Raw genomic sequence first — 15,712 nt, 5'->3', positions numbered from 1 at the left:
GCTGCTAGGATACGTCCGTCCCGACGCGACCGGCAAGGGAGGAGACCGATGGCGGAGCTGACGCGACAGGAGCGCCTCGACGAGCGCCGTCGTCGCATCCTGGCGGCCGCCCGGGAGCGCGCCGACGGCGGCGGGTGGTCGACCGTGACGACCCGGCACCTCGCCGAGACGATCGGCTACACCCAGCCCGTGCTCTACAGCCATTTCCCCGGCGGCAAGTCGGAGATCATGCTCGCGGTCGCGCTCGAGGGCTTCGTCGACCTCACGCAGCGGTGCCGCGCCGCGCTGGGCCGCAAGCGGGGGCGACGGGCGATCGAGGCGGTGGCCGTCGCCTACCTCGACTTCGGCCGCGAGCACCCCGCGGTCTACGAGGCCATGTTCCAGGAGCCCATCGACGCCGAGTTCGCCCGGGACGACACCCGCGCTGAGCTCCGCGCGGGGTTCGACGTCCTCGCCGACGCGATCGGCGACGACGGCGACGGCACGGCGACCGAGGTGTTCTGGAGCGCCCTCCACGGCGTCACCCTGCTCGAGCGCGCCGGCCGGGTGCGCCCGCGACACCGGACCCGCCGCGTGGCCGACCTCGCGAGCCGTTTCGCGGCGGACCGGGCGGGGTGATCAGGGCACGTCACAACGAGTGGCGGTACTCCTGGTTCGCCGGCCGCAGCCGGCGGTCGGCGCCGAGGTACACGTGCTTGGACATGTCGGGGGAGTAGCGGCTCGCGGGCGGGGTCCGGCCGAGCGTCTCGGCCATCGCGCGCAGGTGGTGCGGGGCGGCGCCACAGCACAGACCGAAGTAGCGGACGCCCGCGGCGCGGGCGCGGCGGGTGAAGTCGGCGATCTCGTAGCGGTGGCAGGTGAAGGGGTCGAGCGCGGTCGGGAAGGGCAGCTCGTCGGGCAGGGGGAGAGGCTCCGGGTCGCGCAGGGCGTGGAACGTCGGCTGCTCCGGGGTGGTCCGGTAGGGCACGGGCAGCGCCGCGACGGGGCAGTCGACCGCCGCGGCGATCGGCCCGAGCAGCGGGAGCATGGTGGCGGGCCCGCGGACGCAGTTCAGCCCGACGACGTCGGCGCCGGCGCCCGCCAGCGCCCGGCACGCCTCGGTGATCGGCACGCCGTCCCGGGTCGTCGGCTCGTGGCCCGCGACGAGCAGGACGACCGACGGCAGGCCGGCCGCGCGGATCACCTCGAGGGCGATCCGCGCCTCGCCGAGGAAGCGGAAGGTCTCCCCGATGACGAAGTCGGCGCCGGCCTCCGCGGCCCAGCCGACCTGCTCGGTGAACATCTCGCGGACGGCGGCGTGTGTCGCGGGATCGGCCGGGTCGTAGACCCCGGTGTTGCAGATGTTGCCGGCGAGGAGCGTGCCGGTGCCGTCGGCGACGCGGCGGGCGATCTCGAGGGCCTGCCGGTTGAGCGGTTCGAGGATGCCGTCCTTGCCGATGACGCGCAGCTTCTCGCGGTGCGCGTAGTAGGTGAAGGCCTCGACGACGTCGGAGCCGGCGTGCACGAACTGCCGGTGCAGCGCCTCGACCTCCTCGGGATGCTCGAGGACGACCTCGGGCACGAACGCCCCGGCCTGCAGGTAGCCGCGGCGCTCGAGCTCGAAGAGGTAGCCCTCGCCGCAGACGACGGGTCCCGTTGCCAGCCGTTCGTGGAGGGTGCGGCGGCGGGCGGATTCCGGTGCCGGCTGGGGGAGGGCCATGGTCGTCTCGCTTTCGTGGCGGATCTCCCCCAGGGTCGCGCTCCGGCGCCGCCGTGACGTCGCGCGACCCATCCGAAGCGTCACTGGTCGCAGAAGGCGCGCCTTATGATCCGCCGCTCTCCGAACGCTTCCCGAGCGCCCTCGCGTGCCGCACGCTGGAGCCGATCGGCGTCGTCGGCGAAACGGGTGAGCAGCATGAACCCCACCGTGCCCTCCGTGCCCACCGAGGCCCGCTACGTGATCGTCGGCGCCGGCATCCACGGGCTGTCGACCGCGTGGCACCTCGCCACCGAGCTGCGCGCGCGAGGGCTCGGCGACGGCAGCGAGGTCCTCGTCCTCGACAAGACCGCCGTCGGCGCGGGCGCCTCGGGTGTGGCGTGCGGCGTCATCCGCAACAACTACTTCCAGCCCGCCATGCGCCGGCTCATGGCGCACTCGGTGGGCGTGTGGGAGTCCGACCCCGAGGCGTTCTCGTACCACGGGGTCGGCTACATCCAGGCCGCTCCGGACGCGATGCACGACGACGTGGTGCAGATCCACGCCGAGCAGCAGGCCATCGGCTACGAGTCGGTGCTCGTGGAGGGCGTCGACTCCTGTCGCGACTACATGCGGGAGATCTTCTCGGACTGGCAGGCCCCCGGGGTGTCGGTGATCCTCCACGAGAAGCGCGGCGGGTACGCCAACAACGTCGCCTCGCTGCGGGGGCTCGCCGACAAGGTGCGCGCGGCCGGCGCCACCGTCGTCACCGGCGTCACCGTCACCGGGCTGCGCCTTGACGGCGACCGCGTCGACGCGGTCGAGACCGACGCCGGGACCATCGCGTGCGACCACCTCGTGGCCGCCGTCGGGCCCTGGATCCGCGACCTCTGGTCGATGCTCGGGATGCCGTCGACGATCACGGTGCGCACCCCGGAGGGCCGCGAGGTCCCCGACGCCCCGATGTGGACCTACTGGGCGCTGCAGGAGGGCATCCTCGGCGTCGACCCCCACGAGTTCACCGACAACCACGGGCGGTTCCCGCCGGTCGTCCACGTCGACTCGGACGCCCCGCTGTACGACGACGTCGACGGGGAGCTGATCACCGACGAGATCTGGGGCATCTACTACAAGCCCGACTTCCACTTCGGCGGCGTGCAGGGCGGGGCGTCACCGGAGCCGGTGGGCCGGCCCGCGGACACCGTGGCCGTCGACCCGTACGGCCCCGCCAGCCCCGAGTTCGTCGTGGGCGCCGACTTCGTGCGGATGTGGACCTCCGCGCTCGCCGCCTGCCACAAGCGCTTCGAAGGACGCCGCGACGTCTACCGCCGCGAGCCCTCGGGCGGTCTCGGCGCCTTCACCCCGGACAGCTTCCCGGTGTTCGACAGCGTGCGCGGCAACGCCTACGTCATCGCCGACTCCAACCACGGCTACAAGATGATCGGTGTCGGCGCGCTCGTCGCCCGGGAGCTGCTCGGCGAGCCGCAGGAACTCCTCGTGCCGTTCCGCCTCGCGCGGTACGGGCGCGGCGAGCTCCACCCGACCAGCCACTCACCGTTCCCGTGGAGCTGACGGCCGGGATCAGAGCAGCCCGCGGGTGACGAGCCCGACCCCCTCCGCGGTGACGTGGTGCGCCCGGCTCGACCCTCCGACGACCCGGCTCCAGCTGCGGACCTCGACCGTCGGCTCGGCGGTGTCCTCCGCCCACCGGCACGCGAAGCCGCCGTACATCCCGGGGATCCCGACCCACATCGTGGCGTCGGGGTGCTCGAGCAGGGGCCCGAGCTGCGGTGGGCGCAGACGTCGCCCCAGCCGGCGGGTCCGCACCTCGATCAACGCGTGCAGGAAGATCTCGAGGCTGGCCCAGGTCTCGTCGTCCACGTCGAGGGCGAGGTCGGGGCGCAGCCGGTCGGCGAGCTCGGTGTGCCCGAGGCGGCGGGCCAGCTCCTCGGCCGTGTCGCCGTCGGCGGTGCGCAGCGTGCGCCACGCACCGCGCCGGACGAGGTCGTCGACGACGTCGGGGTGCGCCCCCTGCAGGGCCGCGTGGTGCACGGGCGCCGTCCCCGCCGCGTCGCCCGCACGCAGGGCGTTGGCGCTCAGGGCCGACGGCAGGTCCTCGTCGGTGCGGTCCAGCAGCGTCGCGACGTGGGCCCAGTGACCCTGCTCGACGGCGTCGGAGAACGAGTCGCGCAGGGCGAGGACGGTCGGCTCGAGATCGGAGCGCTGGACCACGGCGTCCCACACGAGGCGGGTCTCGGCCGGAGCAGGTCGAACCATCGGCGTCGACCCTTCCCGACGGGTACCGGCATGTCAGTCCCCCGATCAGACCCGCCGCGCCCGCCTCCCGGATCAAATCGGGGCCTATCCTCCCCGGGCGTGGACGACGTCGCCCGCTGCGCCTGCGGCTCGCTCGAGACGTTCCCCGCGTGCTGCGGCCGCTACCTCGGCGTCGACGGCGCCGCGCCGCCGACGGCGGAAGCCCTGATGCGGTCGCGCTACACGGCCTTCGTCCACGGCGACGAGGAGTACCTGCGGCGCACCTGGCACCCGGATCACCGACCCTCCGCGCTGGACCTCGACCCGGGCGTGGAGTGGACCGGGCTCGAGGTGCTCGACCGTGTCGGCGGGGGCCCGTTCGACGCCGACGGTGTCGTGGAGTTCCGTGCCCACAGCCGACGCCGCGGGCGGCCCGAGGTGCAGCACGAGCGGAGCCGGTTCGCCCGGCTCGCCGGGAGATGGGTGTACGTGGACGGCGTCGCTCAACCGGCCAGCGCCCGGGCGAGGCGCGCGAATCCCTCGTCGAGGTCGACGCGGGGCCGGTAGCCGAGGTCGCGGCGCACGGCGGAGATGTCGAACCAGTGGGTGGTGGCGAGCTGGCGGGCCAGGAACCGGGTCATCGGGGGCTCCCCGAGGTCGACGAGCTCGCCCAGCAGCCGCCAGGCCGTCTCCACCGCCGCGCCCGCCGCGACCGCGACGGGACGCGGCACCGTGCCCGTCACGGGAGCCAGGCCGCCGGCGCGGAGGATGCCGTCGATCAGGTCGCGCACGGGCCGCGGGTCGCCGGAGGTCACGAAGTAGGCCCGACCGGCACAGGCGGCGTCGGGAGCGAGGCGGTCGACCGCGTCGAGGTGCGCGGCCGCGGCGTCGTCGACGTACGTCGTGTCGATCACCGCGGAGCCGTCGCCGACGAGACGCAGGGTGCCGGCACGGGCCCGGGCGAGGATGCGGGGGACGAGCTGCGTGTCGCCGGGACCCCACACGAGGTGGGGCCGCAGCGCCGTGGTGGCGAGGTCGGGCCCGTTCGCGGCGAGGACCAGACGCTCGGCCTCGGCCTTCGTACGCGGGTAGGCCGAGTCGTAGTGCTCGGCGTAGGGCAGCGACTCGTCGCCGCCGGCGATGTCGCCGCCGCGGTGCACGACGCTGGGCGTGCTGGTGAAGACGAAGCGCCCGACGCCGGTGTCGCGGCACGCGTCGAGCAGGACGCGGGTGCCGTCGACGTTGCTGTGGTGGAACTCCGCGTCGCGCCCCCACAGCCCGGCCTTGGCGGCGACGTGGACGACGACGTCCTGGCCCGCCACGGCGGCGTGCGCCGCGACCGGGTCCGCGAGGTCGCCCCGCAGCGTCCGTACGCCCCGGGCCTCGAGGCCGGGATAGGCGCCCCGGGCCAGGCTGGTGACCTCCGTGCCGCGTGCGAGCAGGGCGTCGACGACGGCGCCGCCGAGGAACCCGCCGCCGCCGGTGACGAGGACCTTCACCGCGCACCCAACCGGGTCGTCGCCCACCGCGCCAGCGCGTCGCGGTCGATCTTCGAGTTGTGGCGGGGGTCGACCGGCAGCCCCGGGTGCGCGAGGACGGTGGTGATCGAGGCGGTGCGCGGGTCGGTCGCGACGTGCGCGCGCAGCGCGGCCCGCAGGTCGTCGGTCATCCGGGTGCCGGCCACGAGCTCGACGACGATCACGGGTTCGCGGACGGGGCCGGTCCCCACCCCCACGAGGGCGCTGCGGCGGACCGCGGGGTGGTGGTTGACGACCTCCTCGCACGGCACGCTGTGGAGCGGGCCGCCGGCGGTCGGCACGGTGTGCGCGACGCGGCCCGCGTACCAGAGCCGGCCGGCCGCGTCGTACGCCGCGAGATCGCCCATGCGGTGCGCCGGCGTGCCGTCCCAGTCGAGGGTGGCGGCCGCGGTCGCGTCGGGCCGGTCGGCGTAGCGCCGGCTGACCACCGGGCCGCGGACCACCACCTCACCGACCTCCCCGGCCGGGACCGCCAGGTCCGGGGTCAGCGCGCGGACCGGCCCGTCCACCACCCGGATCAGGGTCACGTCGACCCCGGCCACCGGGCGTCCCACGCAGATGCCGTCGTCGGGCAGCTCCAGCAGCTCGTCGCTGCCGATCGAGGTGACCGGCAGGGCCTCGGTGGCGCCGTAAGGGGTGTGGACCTGCGCGCCGGGCCCGAGCAGGGCGAGGACCCGGCGCTGGACGTCGCGGGGGATCGGCGCGCCCGCGGAGATGATCCGGCGCAGGCGGGGGAGCGACGTACCCTCCGGTGCGCCGCGCCCCAGGCGGTCGAGGACCGCGGGCGAGCCGAACATGACGGTGGCCCCGGTGCGCCGGGCGGCGCGGACCAGCCGCGCGGGCACGACGCGGGCGGGCCGGGTGGGGTCCATGCGGGGCACGACGGTGGTCATGCCGAGCGCGGGCCCGAACAGCGCGAACGGCGGGAAGGTGGCCAGGCTGACGTCCCCCGGCGCGAGTCCGTACAGGTCGCGCACGAGGCCGGCCTGCGCGAGGAGGCCCGCGTCGTCGTGCTCGACGCCTTTCGGCGGCCCGGTGCTGCCGCTGGTGAACACGATGGCCGCCGGGCTCCCGGGAGGACGCTCGACGGGGCCGGCCGGCCCGAGGCGGCGACCCGTGCGCTCGAGCCGGCGCAGCGGCGTCGTGCCCGGGGCGGGGACGGCGCCGACCCCGATGGCGAGGCGGGCCCCCGGGCACCAGCGCAGCGCGCGGCGGGCGAGGTGCGCCTGCGCGGTCCCGATGACGGCCTCGGGGGCGACCTGACCGAGGCAGCTGCCCACCCGGCGCAGCCCGATGCCCGGATCGACGACGACCGGGACGGCGCGGACCCGCATGAGGGCGTAGGCGACGACGAAGAAGTCGTCCGACGGCGGGACGAGCAGCGCCACGCGCGTCCCGGGCCCGATGCCGGCGCTCCGCAGGCCGGCGGCGACGTGACCCACCCGGCGCTCGAGCGCGCGGAAGGTGACCTCGTGGGTGGCTCGGTCGCCGAGCACCGGCTCGAGCCGGCCCCGGCCCGCCGACGGCAGGACGAGCGCGGCCGCGTCCGGCCGCTCCCGCGCGTGCGCGGTGAGCAGCTCGTCGAGCGCGGTCACCGTGGTCGGTGTGGTCACGAGCGGTCCAGGAACGCACCGACACGCTCGACGATCGCCGGGGTCGCGTCCTCGAGGACGTAGTGGCCGGCGTCCGGATAGCGGTGCACGTCGGCGTGGGGGAGGTGGTGCTCGACGTGGGCGAGGATGTCGGCGTCGAACACCGGGTCCTTCATCCCCCAGTGCACCTGCACCGGCAGGGCGTCGAGGTCGGGGAGCCGGGCGGCGAGGCGGACGAGCACCGGGTGGGCGGGGTCGTCGGGGCCGAGCGGGATGTCGCGCACGAAGGCCTGGACCGCGACCCGGTGCTCGGGACGGTCGTAGGGCGCGAGCAGCCCGCGTCGGGCCTCGGGCGGCAGCCATGCCCGGCCGGTGCCCAGCACGAGCGCGCCGAGGGAGAACGCCCCGAGACGCCGGACGAGGACGTCGCCGACGACGGGCAGGCGCGCCGCCTGCAGCATCCACGGCAGCCCGTGGTCCGGGGGGAGCGGGAAGGCGCCGGTGTTCATCACGACGACGTCGCGCACGCGGTCGAGGTGCTCCGCCGCCCAGGCGAGCCCGATCGGCCCGCCCCAGTCGTGGACGACGAGCGACACCGGCTCGGTCAGCTCGAGCCCGTCGACGAACGCGGTCAGGTCCGCGACCCGCCGGGCGAGGGTGTGCGGGTAGTCGCCGGGCGCCGGCTTGTCCGACAGGCCCATGCCGATGTGGTCCGGGGCGATCGCCCGCCGCCCGCGGGCGGGCAGGGCCGCCAGGAGGCTCCGGTAATAGAACGACCAGGTCGGGTTGCCGTGGACGAGCAGGACCGGCGGCGCCGCGGGGGCGCCCTCGTCGACGTAGGACATGCGGTGACCGCCGACGTCGACCCGGTGCGGCGTGAACGGATATCCGGCGAGCGCCGTCGCGGTGCTCACCAGTGCACCTCGGCCGCCGCGGCGTTGATGCCGCTGCCGACCCCCATGAGCATCACCGACGAGCCGTCGGTGATCGTGCCGTCCTCGACGGCCTTGCTCAGCACCGTCGGCACCCCGGCCGGGCCGATGTTGCCGAACCGCGGGTACAGCGACGGGAAGCGCGCGATGTCGAGGCCGAGCTGGTCGGCCACCGCCTGGGTGTGCACCTTGCTGACCTGGTGCAGGCAGTAGGCGTCGTAGCCGGTCGGGTCCCAGTCGAAGGTCGCGACGGCCTCCTTCCAGACCCGTCCCGCCAGCTCCATCCCCGCCATCAGGAGGCCCTTGCTGTCGGTGCGCATCTCGTCGCCCTGCCCGACGCACAGCCCGGCGTTGCCGACGGTGCTCGCGCGCCCGAGCCCGCCGCGGTAGCGGTGCCCGCCCGGCCCGTCGGCCCGGGACAGCACCATCGCGACGGCACCGGATCCGACCGTGAGCGTGGCGAACTGCTCGTGGAACATCCGCCGGGTCGCCGCGTCCGACGCGAGGCGGGCGACCGTCCCCTCGGTGGCCGCGCGGCTCGTCTCGCCGGCGACCACGAGACCGTGGTCGATCTCGCCGCCGGAGATCATCGACGACACGAGGTTCATGCCGTCCAGGAATCCGAGGCACGCATTCCCGACGTCGAAGTTCACGGCCTCCGGCGGTAGGGACATCCGGCCGTGGACGATGCTCGCCGTCGACGGTTCGAGGTGATCCCGGCTCACCGAGGTGTTGATGAGCGCGCCGATCTCCGAGCGCGGGACACCGCTGCGGGCGAGGGCCTTCTCGCCGGCCTCCGCGGCGACCTCGCTGGGCATCGTCCCCGCGTCCCACACCCGCCGTTCCCGGATGCCGGAGAGCCTCTCGAGCAGCCCCGGCGCGATGCGCAGGCGGGCGAACATGCCGCCGAGCTGGTCCTCGAGCTCCTCCGACGTGACCACGTGGGGCGCATCGAGGTGCGCCAGTCCGGTGATCACCACGTCGCCGTACCGCCGCGCCGCTCGCATGGGTCGAGCTTGCGGGGCCGTGGGGGACACCGCAGGGAGGAGCCACGGGCATCGGTGTGCGCTACCGTCGGTTCTAGGAACAGCAGTAACGGGAACACGCTGTCCGAATGCCGCCGCACGGTGCAGTCGGTTCTCCGGCATTCGCAGGAATGGCCGCGGTGGAATCGTTGATCGTCGAGCATACCTGTGCGCCGTCGGTTCCGGTGACGACGGGCCGTGCGATTCATCCGACAATCGCCGGCCGGTTGCCGCTCAGCCGCCGGCGAGGCCGAGCTCGACCGCCCGGGCGTAGTCGTCGTCGACCAGCACGACGTCGCGTCCGGCGCGGTCGAGGAGGCTCGCCGCGATCCCGGCGCGGAAGCCGGAGGCGCAGTGCACCCACAGCCGCCCGGCGGGCAGGCCGTCGAGTCCCGCGGGGAGGTCGTGCAGTGGCGCGTGGTGCGACGCCGGGATGCCGCCGCGGGCGCGCTCGTCGTCCCGGCGCACGTCGAGCACGGGCTCGCGAGCCTCCCGGCCGGACCGCGCGCCGAGGTCGGCGAACGTCGCGATGGGGTAGCGGCGCAGGTCGCCGGCCGGGGCGAGGTCCGTGGGGTGTCCGACGGCGGCGCCGGCCGGCCGGTCGATGCCGATGCGGGTGAGCTGGCGCTCCGCCTCGGCGACCGCCTCGGCGGTGTCACCGACGAGCGTCACCGGCGTCCCCCAGGGCACCAGCCAGCCGAGGTAGGTCGAGAACTGCGTGCCGACCGGGATACCGACCGTGCCCGCGAGGTGCGAGGCGGCGAACGCGACGCGGTCGCGCAGGTCGACCACCCACTCGCCGTCGGCGACGCGCTTGCGGAGCTCGTCACGGTCGACCTCGGCGACGGGGGAGAGGTCGGCGGCCTCGGGCCCGGCCAGGTTCCGCGCGCCCATGTGGGCGTAGTACCGCGGGTAGGCGGTCAGGTTCGCGATCAGCGTGGCGACGAACCGGTCCTCGTCGACCGCGAGCAGGGCGTCGTTGCCCGCGCGTTCGGCGCCGATGGTGCTCGCCGCGGCGCCGGTCGCCGACCCGGAGGAGCAGAAGCTGCCGAACCCGTGGGTCGGGAACACGCGTGTCCCGTCGGGCAGTGCGTCCGCGAGTCGGTGGGCCGACCGGTACTGGTCGCGGGTCAGTTCCGGGGTGCGGGCGGGATCGACGAGATCGGTGCGGCCGACGCTGCCGAACAGGAGCGATCCGCCGGTGAACACGGCGGGCGGCTCGGCGGGCGCGGCGGTGTCGTCCACGACGTAGGCGAGGTGTGTGACGGTGTGCCCGGGCGTGGCCATGGCGCGCACCCGCAGGGTCCCCACCCGGATCTCCTCGCCGTCGACGACCGCCCGGCGGTCGAACGCGACCGGATCGGCCGCGTTGACGAGGTACGACGCCCCCGTCGCGGCGGCCAGGGCGTGGCCGCCGGTGACGTAGTCGTTGTGGATGTGGGTCTCCGCGACCGCCGCGACCCGTACCCCCTCGCGCGCCGCGACGGCCTCGACGCGGTCGAGATCCCGCTGCGGGTCGACGACGAGCGCCACCTCGCCGTCGTGGATCACGTAGCTGCGGTCACCGAGCGAGTCGGTGGCGATCACGTCGACGTGCACGGGGGACCTCCTCGGAACGATATGTACCTACATTAAAGGGGCCGCGGGGCACCGTCAACCGAACTCCCGGGCTTGCGCGAGGCCAATGTAGGTACATACTGAGGCCAAGCGCAGAGACGAAGGGGGTGGCCGGTGCGTCCCATCACGGAGCGTGCGCCGACGACCGAGGTGCTCACGACGCCGTCGCCCGCGGACACGCCGTCCCGCGCCGACCGCCTGGCATCACGGTCCCGCGCGGTGCTGCCGGGTCTCGGGCTCGCGCTCGTGGTCGCCGGGATCGCGACGCCGCTCGGACACCTCGTCCCGGTCGTCGGCGCGCCGGTGTTCGGGATCGTGCTCGGCATCGTCGCCGGGGCGTTCCTGCACCCGGGCGCACGGCTGCGGCCCGGGCTCGACGTCGCCGCCCGGCCGGTGCTGCAGGCGTCGATCGTCGTGCTCGGCGCGACGCTCTCGCTGGGCCAGGTGGCCGCCGTGGGTCTCGAGTCCCTCCCGGTGATGCTCGGGACGCTCGCGGTCGCCCTGGTCGGTGCCTTCGTCCTGAGCAGGCTGCTGGACGTCCGCGGCGCCACCGGCCTGCTCATCGGCGTGGGCACCGGCATCTGCGGCGCGTCGGCGATCGCCGCCACGACGGCGGTCGTCCGCCCGAAGGAGCACGAGGTCGCCTACGCCATCGGCACGATCTTCACCTTCAACGTGCTCGCCGTGCTGGCGTTCCCCCCGCTCGGCCACGCTCTCGGCATGGACGGTCAGGCCTTCGGGCTGTGGGCCGGGACGGCGGTCAACGACACGTCGTCGGTGGTCGCCGCCGCCTACTCGTTCGGTGACGGCGCAGGGCCGGCAGCAGTCGTCGTCAAGCTCGTGCGCACCCTGATGATCATCCCGATCGTGGTGGTGCTCGCGGTGTGGACCGCGCGTCGCGAGGCGGGGCCGAGCGCGCCCGACGAGCAGGGACCCGGCTTCTGGCGTTCGCTGCCGTGGCGACGGATCGTGCCGCTGTTCCTCGTCGGCTTCGTCGTCGCCTCGGCGCTCGACACGGTCGGTGTCGTGCCCCCGTCGTGGCACGCGGGCCTCGCGGCCGCCGGTACGTTCCTGATCACGACCGCTCTGGCCGGCATCGGCCTCGGGATGCGGCCGGCGGACATGCGCCGCGCGGGCCTGCGCCCGCTCGTCCTCGGCGCGTGCCTGTGGGTGCTCGTGGCGACGTCGAGCCTGGGTCTCCAGGCCATCACCGGCACGCTCTGACGCGGGCCCGGTCAGGCGCTGCGCGACAGGGCGGTCGCGACGTCGAGCTGGTAGCCCTGCGCCGAGAAGCGGGCGTCGAAGGCGAAGCGGTCGCCGCGCACCACAGTCTGGCGCCACTCGACCGGCCGGCTGGCGGCGACACCGGTGCGCTCGATGACGAAGACCGCGACGTCCCGGGCGCACTCCAGCAGCGTGCGTTCCCCCGGCGTCGGCAGCTGGGCGCTGATGCGCTCGTGCCCGGACTCCAGCCGCGTGCCGGTGCGCCGGGCGAGCTCGGCGTAGAGCGAGGTGTGGGTGAAGTCCGCCGCCAGCAGTGGCTCCGCGATCGCGGCCGGCAGCCAGACACGGTCGACGGCCAGGGGAGCGTCCCCGGCGCGACGCAGCCGCTCGAGGTGCACGAGCGGGGTCGACTCCTCGAGCCCGAGCCGGGCGGCCACGACCCCGTCGGCCCGCGTGTCGAGCACGCGTACCTCCGAGCGCTGGGTCAGGCCCGCCGCCTCGACCGACGCGAACAGGCTGTAGAGCGTCCCGACCGGCTGCTCGATCTCCGCGTGCCGCACCCGCGGCGCCCGCCCGCGCTCGGCGGTGACGAGCCCCTCGGCGCGCAGGCCCTGCAGCGCCTGCCGCACCGTGTTGCGGCTGACGTCGTAGTCGGCGACGAGTGCGTTCTCGCCGGGGAACACCGCGTCGAACTCGCCGCCCGCGAGCCGTCGTCGCAGGTCGTCCCGGACCTGCGACCACAGGGGGACGGGACTCTGCCGGTCCACCGGACGCCGCGCCATCTCGCCATCTTAACGTCGGGACATTGGCCTGACCGGGGAGACCGCACGACGGACACGTCGGCTGACGAGCCGACCCACCGGACGTCGCCGGCGTGCCGCCCGGGGGCGCCGTCCTCGGGTCGTGGTCGGTCGATGTCACCGCCCGGGGAAACCTCCCGTCAGAGTGGAGGCCGCCACGACGAGCGCGATGGCCCCGAGAAGCACGACGAGCATCGAGAGCGTGATCGCCAGGCACCCACCGATGTGCGGGAGAGGCGTCCACGGGACCCCCGTTGCTCGAAAGACCGGCCAGAAGGAGTAGCGGAGCATCTGTCGTTGCGGCTTGAAGCCGCGGGCGAAGGCCTGGGGCGCATGAATGGGCATGAATGTGGCGAAGCCACCCGGCCGGAAGAAGATGTAGCCCGCATTTCCGTAGATCGTGCGCCGAGTGCTCGCCTCGACGGTTTCCCAGGGTGGGAGACTCGCACGGAGCAGTCGCTCGGCGGCCGCCCGGATCTCGGCGTATCGCCGCCGGCTGAGATGGTCCGAGACGAGGATGACGAGGCGTTCGGGCGGGACGACCCGAGAGGCGCACTCGAGTTCCCAGACGACGCCGGGACTGCGACCCGGCCGGATGACGGTCAGCCGGGATGCCCTCATCAGGTAGGCGACGGCCCGTTGCCAGTCGTCCCCGACGTAGACGCGACGAGCGCCGGGAAGGGGGAGGGGCTCCGTCGGATTGCCGATCGCCACGAGCGTCCCGATGGGACTCAACGCGTCCGCCAGCTGCTCCTCCTCGGTGGCCCAGCCCTCCATCAGACGCGCGATCATCTGCAGGACCGAGAGGAATTGAGCTGCCGCGGTCACCGTCTCTCTCCGCGCCGTGACATCGGCGTCGAAGCCTCGGAGGTACAGGACGGTGGGGTGGCCCGGGACGAGTCGTGTGGCGTTGATGCTCCGGGCGACGAGTTGGCGGCCGCGGAAGAGCGACAGTGCGCCGAGCGCGACGACGCCGAACGGTGCGATCAGAACCGTGGCGTGATGACCTTCGAAACGGAACAGTCCATAGGCCAACGTCCCGACCGGCAGGCTGAGGATCACCAGGACGAATCCGGTCGACCGCAGGACGGCGGCGAGGGCGCCCATCGGTGGTCACCCCCTCCCGTGCAGCGACGGGGAGCCGGACACGAGGGTCGCGCGGCGAGGTCACGGATGCCACCCGATCAGGGCGACGGCGACGGGTTGCGTCCCGTGGACCACGAGGAGTGCCGACAGCGGCGCGGTCCGTGGCGGCGACGATTCGGGCCGGGCTGGTCCGGACGGACGAATGCGCTCGCTTCGTCTCGAAACGTGCTGCAAGGTGTCGGTCACGGCGGGTGGCGGAGGTGGCACGAGCAAATGCACGAACGGCACAGTTCCGAGTCCGGGATCACCTACGAGGCTTTCACGCCCGAAAGCGGCGTCGACGGCACCATTCGGCGCGCGGTGCATTATCTCGGTCGGGGCCGGAAAGGGGAGAGGGGCGCGGGGACGACCGAGGAGTCGGCCACTGATTACTACGACATCTGCGGCACGGTCCCGGCCGACGTCCTCGAGAAGCTCGGTGCCGCTCTCCGGGCCGGCGACCCTCCCGGGGAGGGTGTCACCGTCAGGTGCCGGGCGCACGATCCGTTCGACCCGCACGTGACGAGGCTCCACGGGTGGGCCGACCTCGAGGCATAGGACCGGTCATGCCTCGACCGGGCGACTTCTGGAGCACGCCGCGCCCTCTCGGCCATCCCAGCGCCACCGCGGCGTTCGCGTCCGTGGCGTCACCGCTCCTCGCCGGCTTCTCCATCGCGGCGATCGTGGCGCTCGCCGGGAGGCCCGACCGCGGTCTCCGCGGCGACTTCGCGATCATGTTCTTCGCGCTCGCCATCGCCTGCCTCGTCTTCGCCATCCAGGCGGGACTGGCCGCCGCGAGCCGGCACGTGGCGGTGACCGAGCGCGTCGCGGTCCACCCCGAGAAGGCCCGGGATCCGGAGCGGATGCACGAGATCCGTTCGGAGCAATGGCTCGACGAGGACGTCGCCAGTCACCACCGCCTTCTCGCGCGCCACACGTACAACACCGGCATCCTCGCCTTCCTGGCCGGGCTGCTGTGCGTCGCCGTTCCGGGCCCGGGTGACTGGAACGCTCCGCGCGTCGTTGCTCTGGTCATCGTGGGGTCGGCCATCGCTGTGGAGCTCGTCCAGCAGATCCACCGCCCGCGCCTCCTGGCCGCTTTCCTGGCCCCGTCGGACGAGGACCTCCGGCGGGGATACGTCCCCTTCCGGCGGCGAGAAGTGCCGCCGCTGCACGCCGATGTCGTCGCCGAGGTGCTCGGTCATCAACCCGGCGAGCGGTCCACCGGCCGGTGTGCGGACTGTCCGCACCCGTCCGGCGGATCCGAGCTTCGGTGACGGCGCTCGATCCGTTCTCGGTCCCGGATGTCCTCGTTCAGCCGGCGCTGCTCCGGCGGTACCGGATGTGCGTGGTCAGCGGCGAGTGCAGGACCTCGACGGGTTCGAAGTCGAAGGAGGCGACACCGTCGAACATGCGCTCCCCGCTCCCGAGCAGGGTCGGGGCGATGTCCAGGGTCAGCTCGTCGATCACGCCCGCGTTCAGCGCCTGGCGGACCGTCGACGCGCCGCCGGCGATGTCCACGCCCTTCTCGCCGGCGGTCTCGCGCGCCAGCGCGTAGGCGGCGTCGAAGCCGTCGGTGACGAAGTGGAAGGTGGTCCCGCCCTCCATCTCGATCGGCTCGTGGGCGTGGTGGGTGAGCACGAAGACCGGCGCGTGGTACGGCGGCTCGGGTCCCCACCAGCCACGCCAGTCCTCGTCCCACTCGCCGCGGACCGGTCCGAACATGTTCCGGCCCATGACGTAGGCCCCGCGCGGGCGCATGAGCCAGTCGGTCGCGACCTTGTCCGCCTCGGTCGCCCGCGGGTCGCCGATGTGCCACCCGTGCACCTCGACACCGCGCTTCCCGAGCGGGTCGTCACGGCTCTGGTCCGGCCCGGCGACGAAGCCGTCGAGTGAGATCGACATGTGGCACGTGGTGTCCGACATCG

The 15,712-nt window shown here is 74.0% G+C and carries 16 protein-coding genes; 6 read left to right on the top strand and 10 right to left on the bottom strand.

The window, feature by feature from the left end:
* The first annotated feature begins 48 nt into the window (after positions 1–48).
* Entirely contained in the window at positions 49–618 is a 570-nt protein-coding gene (locus ACR9E3_RS02400; protein WP_460378140.1) for a TetR/AcrR family transcriptional regulator, read from the top strand.
* Positions 619–628: 10 nt separating this feature from the next.
* Here the strand turns inward: ACR9E3_RS02400 and ACR9E3_RS02395 are convergent, their stop codons facing one another.
* Complete coding sequence (locus ACR9E3_RS02395) at positions 629–1,699, bottom strand: homocysteine S-methyltransferase family protein (RefSeq protein WP_460378138.1); 1,071 nt, start codon at positions 1,697–1,699, stop codon at positions 629–631.
* A 195-nt stretch (positions 1,700–1,894) separates the two neighbouring features.
* Here ACR9E3_RS02395 and ACR9E3_RS02390 point away from each other — a divergent pair, with 195 nt between their 5' ends.
* Positions 1,895–3,247 (top strand): NAD(P)/FAD-dependent oxidoreductase, encoded by a 1,353-nt coding sequence (locus tag ACR9E3_RS02390; RefSeq protein WP_460378136.1) that lies wholly within the window; start codon positions 1,895–1,897, stop codon positions 3,245–3,247.
* A 9-nt stretch (positions 3,248–3,256) separates the two neighbouring features.
* On the opposite strand, the gene ACR9E3_RS02385 is transcribed toward ACR9E3_RS02390, so the two are convergent.
* Complete coding sequence (locus ACR9E3_RS02385) at positions 3,257–3,952, bottom strand: hypothetical protein (protein WP_460378134.1); 696 nt, start codon at positions 3,950–3,952, stop codon at positions 3,257–3,259.
* A gap of 30 nt (positions 3,953–3,982) precedes the next feature.
* On the opposite strand from ACR9E3_RS02385, the gene ACR9E3_RS02380 reads away from it, so the two are divergent.
* Positions 3,983–4,498, top strand: a complete 516-nt coding sequence (locus ACR9E3_RS02380; protein ID WP_460378132.1) for a YchJ family protein — start codon at positions 3,983–3,985, stop codon at positions 4,496–4,498.
* Here ACR9E3_RS02380 and ACR9E3_RS02375 read toward each other — a convergent pair.
* From ACR9E3_RS02375 to ACR9E3_RS02355, 5 genes are all read right to left on the bottom strand, one after another.
* Complete coding sequence (locus tag ACR9E3_RS02375) at positions 4,435–5,430, bottom strand: NAD-dependent epimerase/dehydratase family protein (protein ID WP_460378131.1); 996 nt, start codon at positions 5,428–5,430, stop codon at positions 4,435–4,437. The genes ACR9E3_RS02380 and ACR9E3_RS02375 overlap by 64 nt on opposite strands.
* Entirely contained in the window at positions 5,427–7,082 is a 1,656-nt protein-coding gene (locus ACR9E3_RS02370; RefSeq protein ID WP_460378129.1) for a fatty acid CoA ligase family protein, read from the bottom strand. The genes ACR9E3_RS02375 and ACR9E3_RS02370 overlap by 4 nt, the downstream gene beginning before the upstream one ends.
* Positions 7,079–7,975, bottom strand: a complete 897-nt coding sequence (locus ACR9E3_RS02365; protein WP_460378127.1) for an alpha/beta fold hydrolase — start codon at positions 7,973–7,975, stop codon at positions 7,079–7,081. The genes ACR9E3_RS02370 and ACR9E3_RS02365 overlap by 4 nt, the downstream gene beginning before the upstream one ends.
* Positions 7,972–9,000, bottom strand: coding sequence for a 3-oxoacyl-ACP synthase III (locus ACR9E3_RS02360; protein ID WP_460378125.1), 1,029 nt, complete (start codon positions 8,998–9,000; stop codon positions 7,972–7,974). The genes ACR9E3_RS02365 and ACR9E3_RS02360 overlap by 4 nt, the downstream gene beginning before the upstream one ends.
* Before the next feature lie 252 nt (positions 9,001–9,252).
* Positions 9,253–10,617, bottom strand: a complete 1,365-nt coding sequence (locus tag ACR9E3_RS02355; protein ID WP_460378123.1) for an MBL fold metallo-hydrolase — start codon at positions 10,615–10,617, stop codon at positions 9,253–9,255.
* A 132-nt stretch (positions 10,618–10,749) separates the two neighbouring features.
* Between ACR9E3_RS02355 and ACR9E3_RS02350 the strand changes: the two genes are divergently transcribed.
* Positions 10,750–11,859, top strand: coding sequence for a YeiH family protein (locus tag ACR9E3_RS02350; protein WP_460378122.1), 1,110 nt, complete (start codon positions 10,750–10,752; stop codon positions 11,857–11,859).
* A gap of 11 nt (positions 11,860–11,870) precedes the next feature.
* Here the strand turns inward: ACR9E3_RS02350 and ACR9E3_RS02345 are convergent, their stop codons facing one another.
* Both ACR9E3_RS02345 and ACR9E3_RS02340 read right to left on the bottom strand, forming a co-directional pair.
* Positions 11,871–12,641 (bottom strand): GntR family transcriptional regulator, encoded by a 771-nt coding sequence (locus tag ACR9E3_RS02345; RefSeq protein ID WP_460378121.1) that lies wholly within the window; start codon positions 12,639–12,641, stop codon positions 11,871–11,873.
* Positions 12,642–12,776: 135 nt separating this feature from the next.
* Complete coding sequence (locus ACR9E3_RS02340) at positions 12,777–13,766, bottom strand: hypothetical protein (RefSeq protein WP_460378120.1); 990 nt, start codon at positions 13,764–13,766, stop codon at positions 12,777–12,779.
* A 252-nt stretch (positions 13,767–14,018) separates the two neighbouring features.
* Between ACR9E3_RS02340 and ACR9E3_RS02335 the strand changes: the two genes are divergently transcribed.
* Both ACR9E3_RS02335 and ACR9E3_RS02330 read left to right on the top strand, forming a co-directional pair.
* On the top strand, positions 14,019–14,342 hold the full coding sequence (locus ACR9E3_RS02335) for a hypothetical protein (protein WP_460378118.1): 324 nt from the start codon (positions 14,019–14,021) through the stop codon (positions 14,340–14,342).
* A gap of 125 nt (positions 14,343–14,467) precedes the next feature.
* On the top strand, positions 14,468–15,061 hold the full coding sequence (locus tag ACR9E3_RS02330) for a hypothetical protein (protein ID WP_460378116.1): 594 nt from the start codon (positions 14,468–14,470) through the stop codon (positions 15,059–15,061).
* A gap of 37 nt (positions 15,062–15,098) precedes the next feature.
* On the opposite strand, the gene ACR9E3_RS02325 is transcribed toward ACR9E3_RS02330, so the two are convergent.
* Positions 15,099–15,689 carry a dihydrofolate reductase family protein gene (locus ACR9E3_RS02325; RefSeq protein ID WP_460378114.1) on the bottom strand — a complete coding sequence of 197 codons (591 nt, stop codon included), beginning with the start codon at positions 15,687–15,689 and terminating at the stop codon, positions 15,099–15,101.
* Positions 15,690–15,712 lie beyond the last annotated feature (23 nt).

It is taken from the genome of Actinomycetospora sp. C-140, assembly GCF_054796175.1.
This window is presented reverse-complemented; position numbering and strand designations above follow the sequence as displayed.